The 21,675-nt window shown below is 61.0% G+C and carries 18 protein-coding genes; 5 read left to right on the forward strand and 13 right to left on the reverse strand.

Features of this window, described 5'->3' with window-relative positions; translation table 11 throughout:
* Position 1: 1 nt before the first annotated feature.
* Positions 2–808 carry a GntR family transcriptional regulator gene (locus tag J0H39_11075; GenBank protein ID MBN9497284.1) on the forward strand — a complete coding sequence of 269 codons (807 nt, stop codon included), beginning with the start codon at positions 2–4 and terminating at the stop codon, positions 806–808.
* Positions 809–820: 12 nt separating this feature from the next.
* Here the strand turns inward: J0H39_11075 and J0H39_11080 are convergent, their stop codons facing one another.
* From J0H39_11080 to J0H39_11125, 10 genes are read right to left on the reverse strand one after another with little or no spacing between them, the layout of a single operon-like run.
* Positions 821–1,648, reverse strand: coding sequence for a phytanoyl-CoA dioxygenase family protein (locus J0H39_11080; GenBank protein MBN9497285.1), 828 nt, complete (start codon positions 1,646–1,648; stop codon positions 821–823).
* A 23-nt stretch (positions 1,649–1,671) separates the two neighbouring features.
* The gene (locus tag J0H39_11085; GenBank protein MBN9497286.1) at positions 1,672–2,175 is read right to left on the reverse strand and encodes an aromatic-ring-hydroxylating dioxygenase subunit beta; all 504 of its coding nucleotides are present in this window, start codon (positions 2,173–2,175) and stop codon (positions 1,672–1,674) included.
* The gene (locus J0H39_11090; GenBank protein MBN9497287.1) at positions 2,162–3,499 is read right to left on the reverse strand and encodes a Rieske 2Fe-2S domain-containing protein; all 1,338 of its coding nucleotides are present in this window, start codon (positions 3,497–3,499) and stop codon (positions 2,162–2,164) included. Before J0H39_11090 ends, J0H39_11085 begins: the two co-directional genes overlap by 14 nt.
* A gap of 16 nt (positions 3,500–3,515) precedes the next feature.
* Positions 3,516–4,502: an ABC transporter ATP-binding protein gene (locus J0H39_11095; protein MBN9497288.1), complete on the reverse strand. Its 987-nt coding sequence runs from the start codon at positions 4,500–4,502 to the stop codon at positions 3,516–3,518.
* A gap of 21 nt (positions 4,503–4,523) precedes the next feature.
* The gene (locus J0H39_11100; protein ID MBN9497289.1) at positions 4,524–5,582 is read right to left on the reverse strand and encodes an extracellular solute-binding protein; all 1,059 of its coding nucleotides are present in this window, start codon (positions 5,580–5,582) and stop codon (positions 4,524–4,526) included.
* Positions 5,579–6,424 carry an ABC transporter permease gene (locus J0H39_11105; GenBank protein ID MBN9497290.1) on the reverse strand — a complete coding sequence of 282 codons (846 nt, stop codon included), beginning with the start codon at positions 6,422–6,424 and terminating at the stop codon, positions 5,579–5,581. Before J0H39_11105 ends, J0H39_11100 begins: the two co-directional genes overlap by 4 nt.
* Complete coding sequence (locus tag J0H39_11110) at positions 6,421–7,269, reverse strand: ABC transporter permease (GenBank protein ID MBN9497291.1); 849 nt, start codon at positions 7,267–7,269, stop codon at positions 6,421–6,423. The genes J0H39_11105 and J0H39_11110 overlap by 4 nt, the downstream gene beginning before the upstream one ends.
* Positions 7,266–9,632 (reverse strand): xanthine dehydrogenase family protein molybdopterin-binding subunit, encoded by a 2,367-nt coding sequence (locus J0H39_11115; GenBank protein MBN9497292.1) that lies wholly within the window; start codon positions 9,630–9,632, stop codon positions 7,266–7,268. The genes J0H39_11110 and J0H39_11115 overlap by 4 nt, the downstream gene beginning before the upstream one ends.
* Positions 9,629–10,120: a (2Fe-2S)-binding protein gene (locus tag J0H39_11120; GenBank protein ID MBN9497293.1), complete on the reverse strand. Its 492-nt coding sequence runs from the start codon at positions 10,118–10,120 to the stop codon at positions 9,629–9,631. The genes J0H39_11115 and J0H39_11120 overlap by 4 nt, the downstream gene beginning before the upstream one ends.
* Positions 10,117–10,989 (reverse strand): xanthine dehydrogenase family protein subunit M, encoded by an 873-nt coding sequence (locus J0H39_11125; GenBank protein MBN9497294.1) that lies wholly within the window; start codon positions 10,987–10,989, stop codon positions 10,117–10,119. Before J0H39_11125 ends, J0H39_11120 begins: the two co-directional genes overlap by 4 nt.
* Positions 10,990–11,312: 323 nt before the next feature.
* On the opposite strand from J0H39_11125, the gene J0H39_11130 reads away from it, so the two are divergent.
* Positions 11,313–12,170: a TauD/TfdA family dioxygenase gene (locus J0H39_11130; protein ID MBN9497295.1), complete on the forward strand. Its 858-nt coding sequence runs from the start codon at positions 11,313–11,315 to the stop codon at positions 12,168–12,170.
* Positions 12,171–12,177: 7 nt separating this feature from the next.
* Complete coding sequence (locus J0H39_11135; protein ID MBN9497296.1) at positions 12,178–13,221, forward strand: alpha-hydroxy-acid oxidizing protein; 1,044 nt, start codon at positions 12,178–12,180, stop codon at positions 13,219–13,221.
* A gap of 263 nt (positions 13,222–13,484) precedes the next feature.
* Here the strand turns inward: J0H39_11135 and J0H39_11140 are convergent, their stop codons facing one another.
* Together J0H39_11140 and J0H39_11145 are read right to left on the reverse strand one after the other, a co-directional pair.
* A complete protein-coding gene (locus tag J0H39_11140) occupies positions 13,485–14,297 on the reverse strand; it encodes a hypothetical protein (GenBank protein MBN9497297.1) in 813 nt (270 codons plus the stop codon).
* A gap of 295 nt (positions 14,298–14,592) precedes the next feature.
* A complete protein-coding gene (locus J0H39_11145) occupies positions 14,593–14,823 on the reverse strand; it encodes a hypothetical protein (protein ID MBN9497298.1) in 231 nt (76 codons plus the stop codon).
* A 745-nt stretch (positions 14,824–15,568) separates the two neighbouring features.
* Between J0H39_11145 and J0H39_11150 the strand changes: the two genes are divergently transcribed.
* Together J0H39_11150 and J0H39_11155 are read left to right on the forward strand one after the other, a co-directional pair.
* Positions 15,569–15,943, forward strand: coding sequence for a response regulator (locus J0H39_11150; protein ID MBN9497299.1), 375 nt, complete (start codon positions 15,569–15,571; stop codon positions 15,941–15,943).
* Positions 15,944–15,947: 4 nt separating this feature from the next.
* Positions 15,948–17,339, forward strand: a complete 1,392-nt coding sequence (locus J0H39_11155; GenBank protein ID MBN9497300.1) for a hypothetical protein — start codon at positions 15,948–15,950, stop codon at positions 17,337–17,339.
* A 161-nt stretch (positions 17,340–17,500) separates the two neighbouring features.
* On the opposite strand, the gene J0H39_11160 is transcribed toward J0H39_11155, so the two are convergent.
* Positions 17,501–21,418 carry a PAS domain S-box protein gene (locus tag J0H39_11160; protein MBN9497301.1) on the reverse strand — a complete coding sequence of 1,306 codons (3,918 nt, stop codon included), beginning with the start codon at positions 21,416–21,418 and terminating at the stop codon, positions 17,501–17,503.
* Positions 21,419–21,675: the final 257 nt, after the last annotated feature.

Here is a 21,675-nt window from a genome sequence, read left to right on the forward strand (position 1 = left end):
AATGAAAGATGCAGTTTCCGGAACGTTGCATTTATCCAGTTACTTAGCTAAAGATTTGGACGTCCGGTTGAAGCGATATCGAGGCGTCATCTTGCCCAGAACCACGACGGGAAAACCCATCGCACGGTTGATCCGCCGCCTGCCGTTGCACGACACGATCGTGACCGAGCTGCGCGCGATGATCCAAGCGAGCGAACTTGCGCCCGGCGCCAAGATCAACGAAGCCGAATTGTGCGAGACGTTCGATATTTCGCGCACGCCGCTGCGCGAGGCGTTGAAGGTTCTCGCCTCCGAAGGCTTGGTCGAACTGCGCCCGCATCGCGGCGCGGTCGTGGCGCCGATCGATCATGCAGAGATCGCGCATATCTTCCAGCTGATGGACGCGCTCGAACATCTCGCGGGCCGGCTCGCGGCCGAGAAGATCGGCGCGGCCGAACTCGCCGAGCTCGAAGGACTGCACGCCCAGCTCGTCGCTTTCCATCGCGCGGGAAGGCGCAACGACTATTTCCTCGTCAACCGGCAGATCCACGCGCGCCTCGTCGCCTTCGCCGCCAACCCCGCCCTCGAAGCGACCTACACGATGTGCAGCACGAAGCTCGTGCGCGCGCGCTCGCTGGTTAACTACGACGCCAAACGCTGGCAGGAATCGGTCGAAGAACACGAAGGCATCATGGCCGCCTTGCGCAAACGCGACGCCGCCCTCGCCGCCGAACGCTTCGCCGAGCACAATCGCAAGACCGGCGATGCCGCGATCGACGCGCTGCGCCGCCTGCCCGCGGGCGACGGTGCGCGCCATCGCGTGGGTTGAGCCCCGCGCCATTCAGCTTTCCTGGTGCTCGAGCGGGTTGTAGGCCTTCTCGAGGAAGGACTTCTTCCCCGCCGTCGGCTTGATGCCCGCTTCCAGGATCGCCGAATCCGGCACCTTGTGCAGCGGCGAATATTCCGGATGGTGATGCTTGATCACCGGCGAGTTCGAGCGTCCGTTGTAGCACGAGATCAAAACCCAGCGCCGCTTGGCCGATTTGTTCGCGTCCGAACCGTGCAGCATGTTGGCGTGAAAGAACAACACGTCACCCGGTTCCTGCTCGACATAGACGCGTTCGAGTTTCTCCAGCAGATGTCCGATACGCTTCTGATCGGCCGAAACCTGCTTGCCCGACAAGGCGTGATCGATCCGCCCGGCGTGATGCGAGCCCTTCAGCATCTGCAGGCAGCCGTTTTCCTTGGTGCTGGGATCAAGCGCCAGGATGCAGGTCGCCATGCGCGGAAACAGGCAGCCGCTGGCATACCAATAGCCGTAATCCTGATGCCATTCCCACGCCCCGCCTTCGAACGGCTCCTTGGCGTTGAGCTTGGAGTTGTAGTGGTAGACCTCCTCGCCGATCAGCGTCTCCATGCTGTCGACGATGCGTTCGCTGCGCGAGAACAAGCCGAAAATATCGTCGCCCGGCTCGTTCCACACGGTCATGCGCGTCTTCGAGCCGGTCGAATCGCTGCGGAAGTAAGCGGCTTTGTGCAGCGAATCGTCGACCTCCGCGGTGCCGCGGATCAGATCGGCTTCGGCGCGCGAGAACATTCCGCGCGCGACGACGAAGCCGTCGCGATGGAACGCGGCGACTTGTTCGGCATTCAGGGCGAGTGGCGACATGTTGAAACCTCCCGATACGGAATTCAGATATAGACGGCCATCGAGGTGAACGCGCCGTCGCAGTTCACAAGCGTGGCTTTCTTGAGGGCGATCCGGAATCCGGCGCCGAAGCTTTTGAGGCGATACTCGTATCGCCCCGCGTACCAGCGCGGCTCCGCGTTCTCGCGATACTCGGCGACCATGAACGCGGCGAAGACGCGGATATCCGCGTCGTCCGGCGGCACCGGATCGATCTCGATATTCGTCACGATATGGGTCGTGCGCGAGATCGGGATTTGGATATGGACGTCCGGATGGCGCAAACGCTTGACGCGCGCGGCCATCGTCACGCGATCGTCGTAGAACAGCGACACCGCTTCTTCCGGGCTTTTCTGGTCATGGCGCGTGGGCGCCCAATAGACGCCGTCTTCGGTGAATAGCTCGGCCCATTCCTCGAAGCGGCGCTCGTCCAGCATCCGCGCTTCGGTGAACAGGAACTGCTCGATCGCGCGGATGTCGTTGCGGCGCGCGGATTCAAGCGACAGCATTGCCCTGCCCTCCGCACATATAGGAAACCCAATTCTCGGCGTATTGGATGCGCGAGACGAATTCCGACGTGCCCGAGCCGCGCCAACCGCCTTCGTGCCATTCTTCGCCCTTGCCGGGATGGCCCGCGAACAGCACCCAATCGTTGCTGGTGCTGGCGAGACCGCGCTGCGCGCGCTCGAACACTTCGATGTCGTCGGTCTGGATCATCGACGCGGCCGAATGCGTCGCCGCGAGCGAGCGGATCGCCGCGCGGTTATAGGCTTCCGGCGCCCCCTTCAACGCGACGGGGTAGACGCGGATTTCGGTCTTGTCGACCGCGATCGGCCGCACGACGCGCACATGCTGACCGAAAGCCTGGAACGTGAAACTCGGATAGACGACGCTGTTGAAGCGATCGTATTTCAGGATCGCTTTGGTGCGTTCCTCGCCGTGACGCGCGACGAGACGGCCGACGTAATCCTCGTAGACGGGGCCGCTCGGCAGCGTCTCGACCGGCGGCCGGCCCTGATAGCCGTGACCGTAGGGAAAACCGACGACGCCGAACGGCTCCCAATCGATCGAGCGCTTGCCGTCGATCAAGATGCGCGGCCCGCCGCCATGCCGCGAGAACTGGCGACCGTCCGCGTCGAGTGTGGAGACGTGCGTATAGGTCGCGTGATGGAGATCGACACCGTTGTCGATCTGGGTCTTCCAATTCGCGCGCACGATATAGCGGCTGCACCCGCCGACGAACTCGATCTCGCCGTCGGGGGCGCGATCGACCAGATCGTCGATGCTGGTCTTGATGCCGTTGAGATATTCGTCGAGCGACGGCCCCGTCGGCGACAGGCTGGCGAACACGAAGCCGCGATAGATCGCCATACGCGCGACGGGGCGCAGGCCGTTCGCGGGATCGACGATCGCCGCCTTGCCGCCGTAACTGATTGCATTGGGCATCGAGGCAAGCGAACCGTCGGAACGGTACGACCAGCCGTGATAGGGGCATTTGAAATGCCGCGTCGAGCCGCTTTCGGTCGCACAGACCTGAAGCCCGCGATGCGCGCAACGATTGGCGACGACGTGAACTTCGCCGTTCGCGTCGCGCGACATGATCACCGGTTCCTTGCCGATGCGCGTGATCACGAAATCGTGCGGCTTGGGCACTTGGGAATCATGGCCGACCAGAATCCAGGCCTGCCCGAAAACCCGCTCCATCTCCAAATCGAACAGATCGGGGTCGGTATAAAGCCGCCGATGGATGCGATCGGGGCGGACCAGCGCGCGGATTTCCGCCTCGCTGATTCGCGGCGTCGTCTTGGCGCAAGCTTCGCGGATATCCGTCATCGTTCGATTCCCGTCCTCAATTGAGCACGATCGCGTTTTTGGGTTCCCACGAGACGCGCACCGTCTCGCCGGGATCGGGCAGCGCATCGCCGGGATGGGCATCGACCGACAAGGTGATCCCCTGCCCGACATCGACCAGCAAACTCACATGCGTGCCGACGAAGATCCGGTCCGCCAGCCGCCCCTCGATCGTGTCGTAGCCGTTGACCGCGGCACCCTTCGGCAGAATCCGCATCCATTCGGGACGCACGCCCTTCGCGGGACCGCCGCGATCGGGCAGCACGTTGATCCGCCCGACGAACGAAGCGACGAAGCGCGTCGCCGGATTCATGTAAATGTCGGCCGGCGCACCGATCTGCTCGGCGCGGCCCGCATTCATCACGACGATGCGGTCGGACATCGTCATCGCTTCGGTTTGATCGTGCGTCACGTAAAGCGTGGTGATGCCGAGCGCGCGCTGGATGGCGCGCAACTCGTGCTGCATTGATTCGCGTAGCTTGAGGTCGAGCGCGCCCAACGGCTCGTCCATCAGCAGCACTTTGGGCGGGTGTGCGACCGCGCGCGCGATCGCCACGCGTTGACGCTGGCCGCCCGACAACTCGCCCGGCAGCCGCCCGCCAAGGGACGACATCCGAACGAGCTCGAGCAACTCGCCCACGCGTTTGGCGATCGCGGCGGGATCGGCGCCGCGCTGTTTCATGCCGAAGCCGATATTCTCGGCCACGGTCATGTGGGGAAACAGCGCGTAGTTCTGGAACACCATGCCCACGTCGCGCTTGTTCGGCGGCAACGCGACCACGTCGCGACCGTCGATCAATACGCGCCCCGCCGTCGGATCGACGAAGCCCGCGAGGATGCGCAACGTCGTCGTCTTGCCGCAGCCTGAGGGACCGAGCAGCGTCAAGAACTCGCCTTCCCCGATCGTCAGATCGAGGGCGGCGAGCGCCGTCGTGTTGCCGTAACGGCGCTCGACCTTCTCGAAGGCGACTTTGGGGGCGGACATGGCGTTCGTGCGGGTCACCGGCTAACGCACGATCCGGCGGTTCCAGCGCTGCACATAGGCCGCTTCGTCCACCTTGCTGAAATCGATCTGGTACATGCCCGCAAGCTCCTCCGGCTTCAGACGCAAGAAGTCGTATTGCGGATCTTGGGCGAGCTTGGCGAGGGCCGTTTTCGCGACCGGCACCTGCCCGCCTTCATTCAGCGTGGCTTCCTGCATCGGCGTCGACAGGAACTGGTTGATCAGCCAGTCGACCGCAGCCGAGTGTTTCGTGCCCTTGATCTTGACGAGATAGCCCTGCTTCAGCACACCGTGCTTGCCGCCGACCGGCGGGAATACGATGCCGAGATCGACCTGGCCGCGCAGGCGCTGGACGTTACCGGCCTGCGCCGCCGCCGCCCAAACGTCGCCGCCCACCAGCGCCGTTTGCAAATTCGCCGACGACGACCAGAAATTCGCGGGCGCGATCTTGCGCACGAGATCGAGGCCGGAATCGATGTTGATTTCGGTACCGCCGGTCTCGCGCGTCATGCCCACAATGGCCGGCATGGCGCCGCCGGCACTGATGTCGGGCAGCGAGACTTTACCCTTCAGTTTCGGATTAGCAAGGTCGGCGTAGGATTTTGGAACCGGGATGCCTTGCTCGGCGAAGATCTTCTTGTTGTAGATGATGCCTTCCTGGGTGATCCAGATCATCACCTTGTTGGCGTCGTACATCGACGGGTCGAGGTCCTTGGCGTTCGGGACTTTCGACAAGTCGATCGGTGCGATGAAATCGCCCGCGACAAGCGAAGGCAATAGATTGTCAAGCACTTCGAGCACGTCGAACGGCGCTTCCTGACCGCGCGCGGCGATCAGCTTGGCCATATTGTTGGCGGGCTGACCCAGCACGTATTCGATCTTGCCGCCTTCGGCCGCGAAGGCCTTGGCGACATGCGTGTCGACGATGTCGCGCCATTTGCCGCCGAAGGTACCCAATCGTAGCGTCACGCCGTCGAACTGCCCGGCCGACGCCTCGCCGATTCCGATCATCGCGGCAAAGGCGATCGCGAGAGCGCTTTTGGCAATGCCCATCTTTCTCATTCCGCCGCTCCTTTATTGATGAAAATGTCCAACCCGATCGCGCGCTGCACGATCCACACCATCGCCAGCGACAGGATCGTCACCAGCGTCGAAATCGCCAGAATCACCGGCTCGAAATCGAACTGCATCGAATTGAAGATCTCGACCGGTAGCGTCACCAAGCGTCCGCTGGTCAGGAACACCGACATCGGCACTTCGCCGAACGAGATCATGAAGGCGTAGAGCGCGCCTGCGAAAATCCCCGGCCGCATCATCGGCAAGGTCACTTGGCGCAGCGTGCCCAAGGGCGTGGCGCCAAGGATCAACGCCGCTTCCTCGATGCTCGTATCGAAGCGTTGCAGGGAACTGACCAGCGTGCCGATCAGATAGGGCGTCGCCGCGAAAACATGCGCCACGATCAAGCCCGCGAAGGTGCTCGCCCCGTACCAGCCGGTTGCGGCACCGATCACATAATAGGCTTGCAAGAACGCCACACCCGCGACGACCGCCGGAATTTGCAGGGGCGCGCGCAGAATCGCCAGCACGATGGACTTGCCCCTGAACGTGCCGCGCACAATGCCCATCGCGGCGGGAATACCGATAAGGCACGCGATCACCGTCGTCGCCAGCGCCACGATCAGCGACACGCCCAGCGCGTTCCAATAACGCGATGGGATACGCAGATAGGCTTCGATCGTGAATTTCTCGGGCGGGAAGACGACATAGGCACGCTGGCCGTAGTCGAATGATGCGAGCGCCACATAGACAACGGGCCCGAGCAAAACGAGATAACCGAAGGCGAGAAAAATCCCGGCTGCGATCTTGCGGCGTAATTTGTAGGCGGGCATGGCGATCGCGGTCATGTCACGATGCCTTTGCGCCCGCGCGCGATCACCGCGACCGCCGCGACGTTGATCAGCAGCACGACCATCAGCAGCACAGCGGCGACCGCCGCGCCCATGCCGTAGCTGGTTTCGAGCAATACGGTACGCTGGACGACGATCGGCACGGTCAACACCTTGCCCGCCCCGATCAGCGCGGTCGACGAGAAGCCGCCCATGTTGACGTTGAAGATCATCAACGTGCCGGCGGCGAGGCCCGGCACGCAAAGCGGCAACACGACTTGGCGCATCACCTGCAAGCGCGAGGCGCCGTGGATTTCGGCCGCTTCCTCCAGCGAGCGCGGAATGGTGACGATCAGGCTGTAGAACAGCAGCACCGCGAAGCCGAACGTGTAATAGATCAGGCCGAGGACGACGCCGGGCAGCGTGCCGACGATCGATATCGGACCGTCGGTCAAGCCCAGGCCGGTGAGGAACTTATTGAGCGGGCCGTTGCTGCTGAAGATCAGCAACAGGCCCAGCACCTTGATGACGATAGTTACGAAGGACGACGCGACGACCGCCGCGAGCAGCGGCATCGACCAGCGACTTTCCATCCGCGCGATCAGATAGGCCATCGGGAAGGCCATCAGCAGCGTCAACGCCGTCGCCGTCGCGGACACGCCGAAGGACAGCGAGAAGGCATGGGTGAAATAATCGTCGGTCGCGATCTCGACGAAGTTCGAGAATGTAAGCACCGGATCGAGGCGCCCAAGTCCGATATCGCGATGGAGCGAGCCCCGCAGAAACGCCGCTTGCGACACGATCAACAGCAAGCTCGACAGCACGAGCGGCGGAACCAGGATCCAATTCCAGTGCAGCTTCATGCCGCCGCCCCCGTCGTCGTCCCCGCGTCGACGATCTCCAAGATGCGCGCGGGCTCGATCGGCACCGCATCGATCGACGCGCCGAACTCGCAAAGCGCGTCCTCGACGGCCGAAGCGATTGTCGCCGTCACGGGAATAACGCCCACTTCGCCGACGCCCTTGATGCCCAGCGGATTATGCGGCGACGGGCTTTCGTGCGTCAGGATTTCGATATCCGGAATCTCGGTCGATGTCGGCAGCAGATAATCGGCGAGCGTGGCGCTCATCGGCTGGCCTTGATCGTCGTAGCGCATGCGTTCGTACAACGCGTTGCCGATCCCGTGCGCAACGCCGCCTTGGATCTGGCCTTCCACGATTGGCGGATTGATCAGCTTGCCGCTGTCGTTGACCACGACATAGCGCAGCACGGTCACCGCACCGGTCTCGATATCGACCTCGACCTCGCAAGCGTGGAACGCGTTGGCGAAAGCGAGAGGATCGACGCGGAAATGCGCTTCGTTTTCGAGTCCGGCGCCGAGCCCCGCCGGGAACGCGTACCCGGGAAGGCCGCGCAACGCTTTGGCGATCTTGCCGAGCGTCACGCCGCTTTCCTTCGGCACACCGGCAACGTGCGCGTAGCCATCGGTAATGACGATATCGGCTTCCGCCGCCTCGAGCATGCCGGCGGCGGCTTTGATCGCTTTGGCGCGGACTTCGCGCGTCGCGAGCAGCACGGACGATCCGGCGGTGACGGTCTGGCGGCTGGCGAAGCCGCCGAATCCCATCGACACGAACCCCGTATCGCCGGTCACGACGTCGACTTTGTCGGGATTCACATCCAGCGTATCGGCGCAGATTTGCGCCAGCGCCGTTTTCAGCCCCTGCCCCATGGCGAGCGCACCGGTATAGACCGAGACGCGCCCATCGGGCATCACGCGCACCAGCCCGGACTCGAACGGCCCGCGCCCTGTGCCTTTCACCGCGTGCGCGATTCCGATGCCAAGACGGCGGCCTTGCGCCAACGCCGCCTTGCGGCGCGCGGCGAAGCCCGCATAGTCGATCGCGGCGAGGCCCTTCGCCTGGCAGGCCGGATAATCGCCGCTGTCGTAGACGATGGCCGCGCCCGCGCGCGTCTTCATCGGCGTGGCGTAGGGCATCATCTCGGCGCGCACGAGATTGCGCGCGCGCACTTCCGCGCGATCGAGCCCGAGCGCTTGCGCGACCTTGTCCATCAGCCGTTCCATCGCGAAACAGCCTTGCGGATAGCCCGCCCCGCGCACGGGAATGACGGGCGGCAGATTGGTGCGCGCGAGCGACACGTCGAGCTTGTAGTTGGGCACGACATACGCGCCTGGCATCGATACCGACGCGTTGAACGGCACGTTGATGCTGTGCGGCGCGTAGGCGCCCTGATCGTGGATCAATGTGCCGCGCACGCCCTGAATGCGAGCGTCGGCGTCGACCGCGATCTCGACGTTCCAGAACTGGTCGCGATCCTGGATCGCCGACACGAAATGCTCGCGCCGGTCTTCGATCCATTTGACTGAGCCGCCGAGGATCTTTGCCGCCGCCGCGACGGCGATATCCTCGGGATAGACCATGTATTTGGCGCCGAAGCCGCCGCCGACATCGGGGGCGATCACGCGCACCGCGTCTTCCGACAGGCCCAGCAGATGGGCCGTCGTATCGCGCAATTCGTGCGACATCTGGGTCGACGACCAAATCGTCAGCAGATCGGCGGCCGTATCGAAACGCGCCAGCGTGCCGCGCCCTTCCATCGGCTGCGCGCTACCGCGATGCTGCACCAGATCGGCGCGGATCACATGCGCGGCCTTCGCGAAGGCCGCGTCGCAATCGCCGTAGCCGGTGACGAAGCGCTTGAACAGATTGTCGCGATCGCCGACGCAGGCGATTGGCGCGTTCGCCAACAACGCCGCGTTCGGATCGACGACCGGCGGCAGCGGCGCGTAATCGACCGCGACTAGATCGACGGCATCTTCGGCGATCGCACGGCTTTCGGCGACCACGATCGCGATCGCCTCGCCCACATGCAGCACTTCGTCGCCCGGCAGGATGCGCGGCATCGCCTCGGCGGGCATTTGCCCTTCGGGGAACGCGATCGGCAGGCGCATCGCCGTCAACACGCGCGCAAGATCGGCCTCGATGAAGATCGCGCGAATGCCATCGACCTTCGCCGCTTCGGCCGTATCAATCGAAATCACCCGCGCATGGGCGTGCGGGCTGCGCACGAAGGCCGCATGCAGCGCGCCCGGCAAAGCAATATCGTCGACGAAACGCCCGCGCCCGGTCAGCAACGCCCGGTCTTCGAGGCGCCGCAGCCGCGCGCCGATTTTGGCATTTGCGCTTTCAATGGGGCCGGTCATGCCGCGACGCCTGTTCGCAACCGCGCCGCCGCATCTAGCGCCGCCGCAACGATGTTCTGATAGCCCGTGCAGCGGCAAAGATTGCCGGAGAGCACGACGCGCAAGGTTTCGGCGTCAGGCGACGGGTCGTCGCGCAAGTATGCGGTCAACGTCATCAGAATGCCGGGCGTGCAAAAGCCGCATTGCAGCCCGTGCCGGTCCCAGAACGCCTGCTGCAGCGGGTTCAACGCGTCGCCCGATGCCAAGCCTTCGATCGTCTCGACCGACGCGCCGTCGGCCTGAACCGCCAGCATCAGGCAGGATCGCGCCGCCACGCCGTCGACGATGACGGTGCAAGCCCCGCAGCTGCCGTGTTCGCACCCGACATGCGTACCGGTCAGCCCCAGATCGTGCCGCAGAAAATCAGCGAGATGCGTGCGCGGCTCCGTCGTGCCTTCGCACGTTTTGCCGTTGACCGTCAGCGCGATGGTGGCACGCGGCGCGATCATGCCACCCCCAACGTCGCGCGCGACAAGGCGGCGTCGATCGCGCGGCGCACGATGGCGGGCGCCAAACGCCGGCGATACGATGCGGGCGCTTGCGGGTCGTCCAGCGGATCGACATCTTGCGTGGCGTTCGCCGCCGCCGCGATACGCGCCGCGTCCGGCACAACGCCGGTCAACAAAGTCTCGGCCTTCGTCAGGCGCAACGGTGTCGGCGCCAGGCCCCCAATCGCGATGGCGATACGCGTGATCGCGCCATCGGCCGCGCGCTCGGCCAAGACACCGCAAGCGACGATCGCGAAATCGCCATGGCGGCGCGCGAATTCGACGAAGGCGCTGCCATGGCCGGCACGCCAGACCGGAAAGGAGATCGCGGTCAGCATCTCGTCACCATCCAGCGACGGCGTCAGTAGCCCCGCGGGAAAATCGACCATCGCGATGTCGCGCACGCCGCGCGTGCTTTCGACGTGCAGGCGCGCCTCGTGCGCCAACGCGACGACCGGCAACTCCGCCGCCGGATCGAGATGGCAAAGACTGCCGCCGATCGTGCCGCGCCCGCGTGTGGCGACATGACCGATCTGCGCGATCGCTTCGGCCATCAGCGGCAAACGCGCGGCGATTGCCGGCGATTTTTCGAGTTCGCGCTGGCGCGTCATCGCGCCGATCACGACTTCCGAGGGCGTATCGCCGATGCCGGCGAGATCGGCGATGCGATTGATGTCGATCAGATCGTCGGGCTGCGCCACGCGGAAGTTCAGCATCGGCATCAGCGATTGCCCGCCCGCGAGAATCCGCGCCGCCGGCAACGCCGACAGCAACTTCAACGCTTCGGTTCGCGAATTCGGTCGGTGGTAGCGAAACGCCGGCGCTTTCATGACGACGAGAAAAATCCCCCTTCCAGTGTTGGTCGGGACACCGAAACGAGGCGTACTCCGCAAGGAGCATGCCATCGCCGCGAGACACGCCGGAAAGCGCCTGAGAACCATACTGAATGATGAATTCAAAAATCGATTTAGCTATTTCATGCAGGGATTTAGTTTGTTTGTTCCCGTGTTTTCCTGGCGCAATTTTAGGCGTCGAGGCAGGTCATGCATATTTTTGGCGCAAGCGCGCGGCGCGATCGAAATGTATGCCCGGAAAATGCCGGGCATAACGATTGCTACGTCCTCCCGCGTAACCGAAAGGGGCGTGGCCGAGAATGACCGATCTCCACGATGGACTTAAGATACGGCCGCTGGACGCGGGCTATGGCGCGCGCATTTTCGGTCTCGACCATCTGCCCGACGACAGCCAACGAGCGGCGATCCAAGCGGCGCTCGACGAATACGGCGTCGTTGCGATCGACGGCCAGCAACTCGACCGTGCGACGCTTGTCGCGTTCACGCGCCAATTCGGCGAATCGGTGCGCCATCAAGTCGCCGAGTATCTCGCCGGCGACAATCCGGAAGTTATGATCCTATCGAACAATTTCAACGCGGACGGAAAGCGATTGGGCGCGCCGAATAACGGCATTTTCTGGCATTCGGATCAGATCCATCAGGCCACCCCGGTAACCTACACGCTGCTCTACGGCCATGAAGTGCCGCGCGACAGCGGCGACACGCTATTCGCAGACATGCGAGCTGTGCACGACGCCCTGCCCAACCATATCCGGGAGAGATTGGCGGGACGCAACGTCGTCCATAGCTTCCGCGCGAGCTACGAGAAAAACTATATCGAGGCCGAGCCCTTGACCGAAGCGCGCCGCGCCGCCAATCCGGACGTGGCGCATCCCGCCTTGCGCACCCATCCGACGACAGGTCGGAAATCCGTCTATATCGATCCGGATTCCGCGATCGCCATCGACGGTTTGGCGAAAGACGAGAGCGACGCGATACTCGCCTTCGTCTTCGATTTCCTCGAACGACCGGAATTCGTCTATCGCCATCGCTGGAAGCGCGGCGATCTGGTCGTCTGGGACAATCGCTGCTTGATGCACCGCGCGACCGGCTACGACGACACGGTCGAACGGCGCATCATGTGGCGCACTCAGACGAAGGGCGCGGCGCCGTTTTGAGATCGCCGTGGAATTCCTGACCATCCCCGAGATCGTCAAGGCGGCGACCGCCAAACTGCCGCCGGCGCATTGGCATTATCTGTCGGGCGGCGCCGACAGCGAAGCGACGCTGCGCCGCAATCGCGCGGCGCTCGAAGCGATCGGCTTCCGTCAACGCGTTTTGCGCGACGTTTCGAAGATCGATTGCCGTGCCGATCTTTTCGGTCAGAACTGGCGCTTGCCGGTCGTGCTTGCCCCGATCGGCGGGCTCGCCCTCGTTGATCCGGAAGGTGGCCTCGCCGCGGCGAAAGCGGCCGAAGCGTTCGGTATCCTGCCCTTCGTCAGCGTGATGGGCTTTCCGGCACTCGAGGTTGTCGCCGCGAATACCCGCGTGCGGCCGGTGTTCCAGCTCTACGTGCGCGGCGATCGCGGCTGGGTCGCAGATATCGTCGCCCGCGCCCGCGCAGCGGGTTTCCGGGCGCTTTGCCTGACCGTCGACACCGCACTCTATGGCCGGCGCGAGCGCGATCTCGAAGCGCGGTTCTCGCCCGCGTCGGCGATCGATCGGCCGGACGTCGCGCATCTTTTGGGTCGCGATGGCGACCTGCATCAAGCGGCCGTCGATTGGGACATGCTCGCCTATATCGTGTCGATCGCCGGGATGCCGGTCGTTCTGAAAGGCGTGATGGACGCGGACGACGCGCGCCGCGCGGTCGACGCGGGCGTGCACACGATCTACGTCTCCAACCACGGCGGAAGGCAGCTGGACTTCGCGCCCGCGACGATCGAAGTGCTACCGGAGATCGCCGACGCCGTGCGCGGGCGGGCGCATCTGATCGTCGATGGCGGCGTGATGCGCGGCAGCGATGTCATCAAGGCAGTGGCGCACGGTGCAGACGCGGTCGGCCTTGGCAAGCTGCAAGCCTATGCGCTGGCGGCGGGCGGCGTGCCCGCTTTGATCCGTGCGCTGGAGATCCTGGAGATCGAAATCCGCACGACGCTTGGATTGATCGGCATGACGTCTTTCGGCCAACTCTCGCCGGACGCGTTGCGTCCTTTACGTTTAATTTGAAATACTCAACATCTCCAACTCGATCCTCACGCCAGAGGTCATTCTCTGAGTAGCGTCAAGAACCAACAGTTCTCTTCTTCGTCGCCGATGGCACGCCATTTCGCGAAGGCCTATTTTTTCTCAATAAAATCAATAATAAGATCGGGGACGCCGAAGGTATTTCCCCACACGTTCCCCCACATCTTCCCCACACGCTTAACGCCACCAGCATATTCTTGTGAGAAAAGTTTCAGACACACCGGCACCTTCAGGCACACTGGCATCTAAGGCTTCTTCCAAAGCTCGTTCCACCGGTTTGCTTCTGCTTCGAATTCACTAGCTCGGGCCGTCAACTCCTTCTCAAGCTCTACTAGCGAATGCGCGCGCGTGAGCAACAGGTCTGACAACTCCGCTACAGTCAGCAGCGCCCGTATATAACGAGCAACAACCAGATCAAATGAGGTGACGCTTAACGCCAAAGTCGTAGTGGCACCGAGAACCATTTTAATAGCGAACGAATCCGTTGGGTTTGCCTCCAGGCGAACTTGATCTTCGCCTGACTCGCGCAACTGTGCCCGAAAGCGATCCGCTAGTTCATCTAATTCCGCTCGGCGAATAGCAACCGACGTACTCAGTATGGCAATTTGTCCTAAAATAGACGTGTCAATGCGGCGAAAGAGCGACGATATCGAGCGCAGGCTGGATAGAGCATCTTTTAGTGAGCTTTTTTGTAAAGCGGCTAGTGCGGCCTGAAAGTTTGGACGCGCAACAATGCAAGTGCTTTCAATTGAGGTCGATAAAGCCTCAAGAACCTCACGAAGCACCATTTGTTTATCGGATTTATCTTTCCTGAATTGCTCTCGAAGTACGTAGATCGCCACAAACGCAGCCGCAGCCGCGCCAACTAGCCCGATCGCTCCTCCGGCGATATTTCCCCAAAAGCCAATCCACGCCACACGATCTAAATCCGCAAGCTGACCGAGGATCGAAAGGAGTATTTGAGAGAATGCAATTAGGGTCAGAGTTAGAAGCAGCAATCCGAATGCGACCCGAAGGCTCATTGTCAGCGCTGTAGACCACGGTGGCTCTTTTTCCATCGGACAAACCTTTTCGACTTCAGTTGTTTGATGCGCGTACGCGAAGCGCCTAACGCATAGTCCGACGCTTCAACGTTCCCCCCGGTGCCCCCTTGCATCCAACACCCAGGTAAACCGCAAGCGTCACCCACCGGCCCTCTAGACGCTTGCCTCACGCTGCGCCGCGCGTTGCCGCCTTGCGTCCACTCGGTCTGCGGCCGTCCCCGGTGCGATCAGGGATGGAGCCGCGCTCTTAATGCCGCAGCGCCTTCGCGCTGTACCCTTTGATGGCGAGTTGACCGAGCGGGCGCGAGTGTTAGGCGGCCGTCACCTCCGTGCCAGCGCGCGCCGCCACGGGTAGCCCCTGGAGCCACACAATGCGGTCCCCGTGGCGCACCAGCACCGAGCCGTCCCACAGCGTGCGGGACTGCCCATGCTCCATCCCTTCCGCTTCAACGCAGTCGGTGGCGTGCGTCACAAACACCTCGGTCGCGTCATCAAGGGACACGATCAGGTCAGCCGATAGTTCGGATACGTCGATCTTCATTTCGCACCTTTCGGGTCGGTAGCCAGCAAGAGCGCGGGCACCGGAACGCTAGCGGTGGCGAGTCAACTGGAGCAAGAACTTTCCCGCCGGAGATTCCCGGCCGTGCGGGCGTGTTCATAATCCCCCACCGCGCGGCGGGGCAGAAAAGTGAGTCAGATCAATGGGCCGCGTGTACCGAATTGCCCGTTCATAAAACAGTCCCTTTTCCGCCGCCTGGCACGCAGTCGGAGAACCGCGTTTCGGGAGCGAACGGCGGCTCGATGTCCCATACGCTTCCGCGACACGTTTTTATCTTCATCGAGATCCCGGCGCGCTTGCGCGAGCGATACCTCGCGCCCCTTCCTCGGCCGGAAGTTTCAGTTTAAAACTTTTACTTGAATTTGTTATCTGATTTTTCGTCACTCATCGGATTCCGTTTGATACCCGATAGCGCTCCGGGATCGCTCATCCGAAAGCGTTCCGATCGCCACTTCAAGTATCTCCATAGGGCGACTGTCAAATCCCAAGCATCTCTAGAATATTCTGCGATGGTCTTATCGACCGACAATAACGACGAACGCCGTATCCCAGTACGAGGCGGAGAAGATCAGCTAGCGATCAAATCCGATAAACTGTCGAAGCCGCGACATGTAAACACTCCAATCCGAGACATCAGCATTGAAACTATCGCAGAGCATCATTCTGCCAGTTCCGCTTGTTCAATATGCTATTGTGATTAAACACATCGTCGGGGGCAGCTTCGAATATGGCCAGGATCGTTCTTATCGACGATGACCAACTTGTAAGGGAGACACTTCGTTTGGCCCTAACAAGAGCAGGGCACGAGGTTTTCGTGTCCGCAAATGGCACGCATATCGAAGGGCATCTTTTTCATAACTCACCCGACGTCGTCGTGACCGATCTGTTGATGCCCGAAACCGATGGACTTGAAACGATACGCAGAATTCGGAAGAACAACGCGAAAGTGAAAGTCGTCGCGATATCCGGCGGCGGACGCCTCAAGAATCTAGACTTGCTGACTTTCGCGAAAAGCTTCGGTGCCGATGCGGCACTCGCCAAACCATTCCTGCCGGGCGAACTTACGGATCTTATCGGCAAACTCATTCATCCGGAGGGCTGATCGGATGAATGGCGGACTCCTGCAAAGTTTGAAACGCGTGCTGGGATTCCGAACTGACTCTCATTCACAGAATGCGGCGCAGGAACAGCCTTCACTCCAGAAAGAAAACGCATCATCCAATCCGGCCCTGGGGGCTGATTTTCTCAAGCGCCTTAACCAAATTCATGGCGAACAGCGCAGTATCCTATCGGGCAAAATTCAGCTTGTTGGTCTCGAAAAAATACGCGATCGCCTTGGACCCGATTGGCCGCGAAACGCCGAAAAAGCGCAAGTTATCGCCAATCACTGCATTCGAAGGTCGCTTTCCGCCGACGATATCTATGTCCGTTACGATGAATTGCGGTTTTTGATCGTCTTCGCCAATCTCAGCCGCGAGCAGGCTCAGGTAAAGTGTCTGCGGATCGCGGAGGAAATCGGGCAACGGCTTTTGGGTGAGGATTTCGACGCGTCGGCGACGCAAGTCGAAACAGGTGTTTTCGAGAGCGACGGCTCGCTCGTTTTTTCGGCTTTGAACAAGTCGGATCTGATTTCCCGCCTCGAGGGCGCCGGCGCTCCATCGAGCGCAAGCACGTCCGAGCCCTCGACGACGGCGCAAACACAACCCGCGCCCCCGCTTCCCCAACCGCCAACCCCGGACTTTTCGATAGCTCGAATCGATAAGGCGAAAGCGCTTTCCCTGATCCGCATCGACTATCGGCCGATGTGGAGCTTGAAACAGAAAGCCATCACCACCTACTTCGCGTCGACGACGGCGGTCAGCGTGTTTGGAAGGAGCCTTCGGGACGACGAAGTCCGCCAAGAATTTGCGAGCGTCGTCAGCACGCTCGAGTTCGATTCGTTCGTCACGCGTAGCGCGCTGTCGGGTTTGACGGAGGCGCTGTCGCATGGATCGAGAATGATGCTGTGCTGGTCGATTGATTTCGAGACGATCGCCACCCGCCAAACCCGTCACGATTACCTGGCGATCTGCCAAGAGATTCCAGAGCCGATTCGCAAGCTGTTGATACTCGAAATAAATCATCTTCCGATCGGCGTGCCGCAAAGCCGCTTGGTCGAGGTCATCATCAATCTGCGGACATATTGCCGCGCGATTTTCATTCGCGTTCCGCCGGATTTCCGCAGATGCGCCGCGATCGCCGCAAGCGGCGCCTTCGCGGCGGGATTTTCATTGAACACCGGCGGGACCGAAGAAGAAAAAATCCGGCACATAAATGAATTTGCCGAACAATGCACAAAGTTCGGCCTGAGGAGCTATATCCGCGGCGTGCCAAGTCGCGCACAGGTGCTTGCGGCTTTGGCCGCCGGCATCGACTATATCGACGGGCCCGCGGTCGCGAAGCCATCCGAGCTTCCCGGCGCGATGCGCCGCTTCGAGATCGACGAGATATATCGCTAGCGAGCCTGGGCGCTTGACGCTTAAGGCTTTTACGTATCCGTCGCCGCAACGGCCGTTCATCTCCGCCGATGGACATCGTCGAGGGGACGCAAGTGATATCCGGACGAAGATTGAAGTTCTGATCAAGCCGGCGATATGGCCTCCGGCGGATACGACCGGAGCTAAGAGTCCAGGACCTTTCTGACTTTCGTCGCCAATTGATCGCGCCGATATGGCTTGCTCAACAACTCGACGCCTGAGTCCAACCTGCCGTTATGGACGATGGAATTCTCCGTATAACCCGAAGTGAAAAGAACTTTAAGATCGGGCCGGCGTTTTTTTGCCGCTTCGGCAAGGTCTCGTCCCCCCATCTGCCCCGGCATGACGACATCCGTAAAAATAAGATCGATCATTTCATTCTTCTCGATTTGGGCAAGGGCATCGGCGCCGTTCTCAGCTTCCAATACGTCATATCCCAAATTTTTGAGCGAACTTACGACGTGCTTCCGGACAAGCGGATCGTCCTCAACGACGAGTATCGTCTCCCGGCCTCTCGGCACACGCTTGCTCCGAGATTCGGACTCCATGTCTTGGGCCGGCGCATCGACGCGCGGAAAATAGAGCTTGAACGTGCTTCCTACGCCGACCTCCGAGTAGACCTTGATGTGACCGCCGGATTGCTTGACGAAACCGTACACCATGCTCAGGCCCAAACCGGACCCGCGCCCGACTTCCTTCGTCGTGAAAAACGGTTCGAAGACCCGATCGATTATTTCGGGAGGCATGCCGGTGCCCGTATCGCTCACCGCGACCATAACATAATGACCTGGCTCGACGTCGCGCTCCCGCGCGCCATACTCATCGTCCAGTATGGCGTTCATCACTTCGATCGTTATATGTCCGCCGCGCGGCATCGCATCGCGCGCATTGATGGCCAGGTTAAGGATCGCCGTCTCGAGCTGCCCCGGATCGACTTCCGCGCGCAACGGCCCGACGACTTCCGGAAACACGATCACGACGCTCTCCGGCAAGGTTCGCCGCAGAAGCGTTTCCATGTTCCGCACCACGACGCCTAGGTCAATCACCTTTGGACTTAAAGCTTGTTGCCGTGAAAACGCCAGCAATCGGCTCGTCAACTCCGCACCTCGTGCGGCGGCGGTAAGCGTCATTTCGGCGAGCTGCTTGAGTTGCGGTTTGTCGGTCAACTCTTCGCGCAAGAACTCGCTGTTCCCTAGAATGACCGTCAAAAGATTGTTGAAATCATGCGCGATACCGCCGGTCAACTGCCCGACGGCTTCGAGTTTCTGCGCTTGCCGAAGCCGGTCTTCCGTTTCCCGATGCTGGGAGATGTCGATCATACTGCCGAGCATTCTGGTCGCCCGGCCTTGCGCATCGCGGATCGTGAACGCGCGATCGATGACGGTCAGCGTGCGTCCGTCGGAATGCAAGAAGCGATACTCGTCTTTCCAAAAGCTCTCCGAGCCGGAAATGAAACGCGCGACGTCGCCGAGTATCCGATCCTTATCCTCCGGATGTATGAACTCCGACCAGGCGGAGGACGTGCGGGAAACATCCTCCGGGCTTCGCCCGAAGACGGTACGCAAGTTGTCGTTCCACCACAGTTCGTCCGTCTCCAAATTCCAATCCCAGACGACGTCGTTGGTCGCGCGCGCGAGCAGCCGAAAGCGCTCCTCCGTATCGCGCAGGGCTTTCTCCGCGCGACGGCGCTCCGTCACATCGCGCTCGACGGCGACCCAATGCGTGAACCAGCCGGTGGGATCGGCGACCGGAACGATGTCCAGCTCCAACCAAAACTCCTCGCCGGATTTCGTATAGTTGATCAGCTCTCCGCGAACCGGCTCCCACCGTTCCAGGGAGCGGCGTATGCGATCGAGCTCGCTGCGCTGGGTGTTCGGACCCTGTAGAATGCGCGGAGTACGGCCCAGAACCTCCTCTCTGGCGTAACCGGTACGGCGTTCGAAAGCATCGTTGACGTAAATGATCTTCGGGCCGGATGGCCCGTCGATCGGCTCCGCCTCCGTGATCATCAGGATATCGGTCTGGCGGGCGACGGCGGCTTCCAGTAGCCGAAGCTGTTCGTCGTTCGCCCGCTGAATCGTGATATCGCGGAAGTAAACGGCAAGGCCGTCCGGTGTGGGATAAGCGCTCACGTCGAACCACTTCCCGAGCGGGTCGAAAAATTCCTGAAATTGAACCGTTTCGGCGTGATCGACCGCAAATCGGTAATTCAATTCGAATTTGCTGCCCACCGCTTCGGGAAATTCCTGCCAAACATTCTTCGACAGGAGACTTCTACGATCTCGCATCAACAACTGCTCGGCCTTCTCGTTGAGAAAGTCGAAGTTCCAATTGTCGTCGAGCAAGATGAAGGCGTCGCTGATGTGATCGAGGGTCTGCGTTAGCTTGATCGACAAGGCGCTCGCCGCATCCCGCGCCGCGATCAGGTCCGAGATATCCTGAAACGCGCCTTGCAGCGCCACGACGCTTCCATCGTCCGCCCGCACCGCCTCCCCTATCGCGCGGACCCAAATTTTCTTTCCTTTGGCGGTCACGATTTGCAAAATCTCGTCGAACGGCGCGCCATTCTCCACGCAGAGACTGACCGCTTTTCTGATTCGCTCCCGATGCTCGGGCACATAGAATTCGATGCCCTGCTCGACGGACGGCGAGAAGCCGACGGGCTTTTCGTGGATCGCCGCGGTTTCCGCGCTCCACTCGATCGAGTTTTCCTTGAGGTCGAAGCTCCAACTCCCGAGTTTCGCGATCTCGCCCGCCATCGCCTGGAGCCGCGTGGCTTTGGCGAGTTTCTGATCGATTTCGACAAAACGGGTAATGTCCTGCACGACGCCGATAACCAAGTCTTGATCTTCGACCCGCTGGCGTACGCCGACTCCCCTAACATGGACAACGCCGCCGTCGGGCCTGATCATTCGATGTTGAAACTCGAGATGCGGCAGTTCTTTCTGAATGAACTCGCCGTACTTCGCCAGCATGGTCTGACGATCGTCCGGATGAACCAGCGCCACATAGTCGGCAAATTTCGTTCGGCGGCGATCTTGGCGGACGCCATAGATATCAAATACCTTCCCCGACCAACTCAAGGCGCCATCTCCAAGCCGGAGCTCCCATGTCCCCATGTCCATGAGTTTTTCCGCCGTGAGAATTCGCGCTTCTTGCCGCTGCAGCGCCGCTAACGTGACGCTCATCTCCCTGAAAAGAAGGTCCCGATCCGCATCGATGCCGTCGAGATTCCGGCCGGATTTGAGCACGCTCGTGACGTCTTCAACACGATGCACGATAAAGACGACGACGCCATTCTCATCGAGAATCGGCTTGTTCCGCGGAAGCCAAAATCGCTCTTCGAATTCTCCGCCTGACCGCCTGATCGGATAGCGCTGCACCGGCATTACATCCGTAACGCCCAGCGTTTCCGCCCGCTTCAGCGAGACCGCGAGATTCACGGCCCCGGTCGCTTCGGAATCTGCCGGATCATCGGGAAAGATATCGAAAACCCTTCGCCCCACTAAGCTTTGACGCTTCTGCATGACCGATTGCGCGTATGCATCCGTCGCCGCAACGATCCTGTAATCGTTCGGCGTCAATACCAGCATCTTTTCGGGAAGCGCATCGAACAGCATCGCAAGATGCTCTCGCGATAACGTGATCTCCTTCCGCAAGGCCGCGACTTGCTCTTTTAATTCGGAAGATTCGGAGCTTATTTTGATTTCCTGCGTCACGTCCCGAACGCTTGCAGCGATCGCCTCGATTCCGTCGAGCATGACGCGGTGCCAATGAAAAGAGGCGGCCACGCGATCCCCCGATCGCTTGACGATCGTCCATACGCCGGCATCTCCCGCGATACCCTTGAAATTTCGGATCGCCTCTTTGAGGCGCTCATGTTCGGAACGGAGGCGAATATCCGCAATTGTCATGCGCGCCAACGCTTCGGCATCATGGCCGAGCCATGACTGTGCGGCACGATTGGCCTGCAAGATCTTCAATGTCGCTGGCGAAAAAATCCAAACCGGATTCGACAGGACATCGAATGCTTCGGCCGATTCTCTTTTGAGATTGATCATTTTGCCAGTCGCCTTCTTAAGCGCGGATTTGATCTACCGATCCAGCCGGTGTGTCTCGCGGCCAAAGATATGTCCTTATTCGATGGTGCGCTTCTCGTGCCCGAATGCCTATTTCTTTCTGTTGTTCGCGATTAACCGCTTGCCGCGCTCGAAGATTTACACACCGAGATGTTGTGAATCGTTTTTGCGTCCGCGAAGCGGTCGAAGGCGCGTCGTCTTTTTCTTCTCAATCGAGATCGAAGGCGCGGCGCGCCGTC

Source organism: Alphaproteobacteria bacterium, from assembly GCA_017308135.1.
GTDB lineage: Bacteria > Pseudomonadota > Alphaproteobacteria > CACIAM-22H2 > CACIAM-22H2 > Tagaea.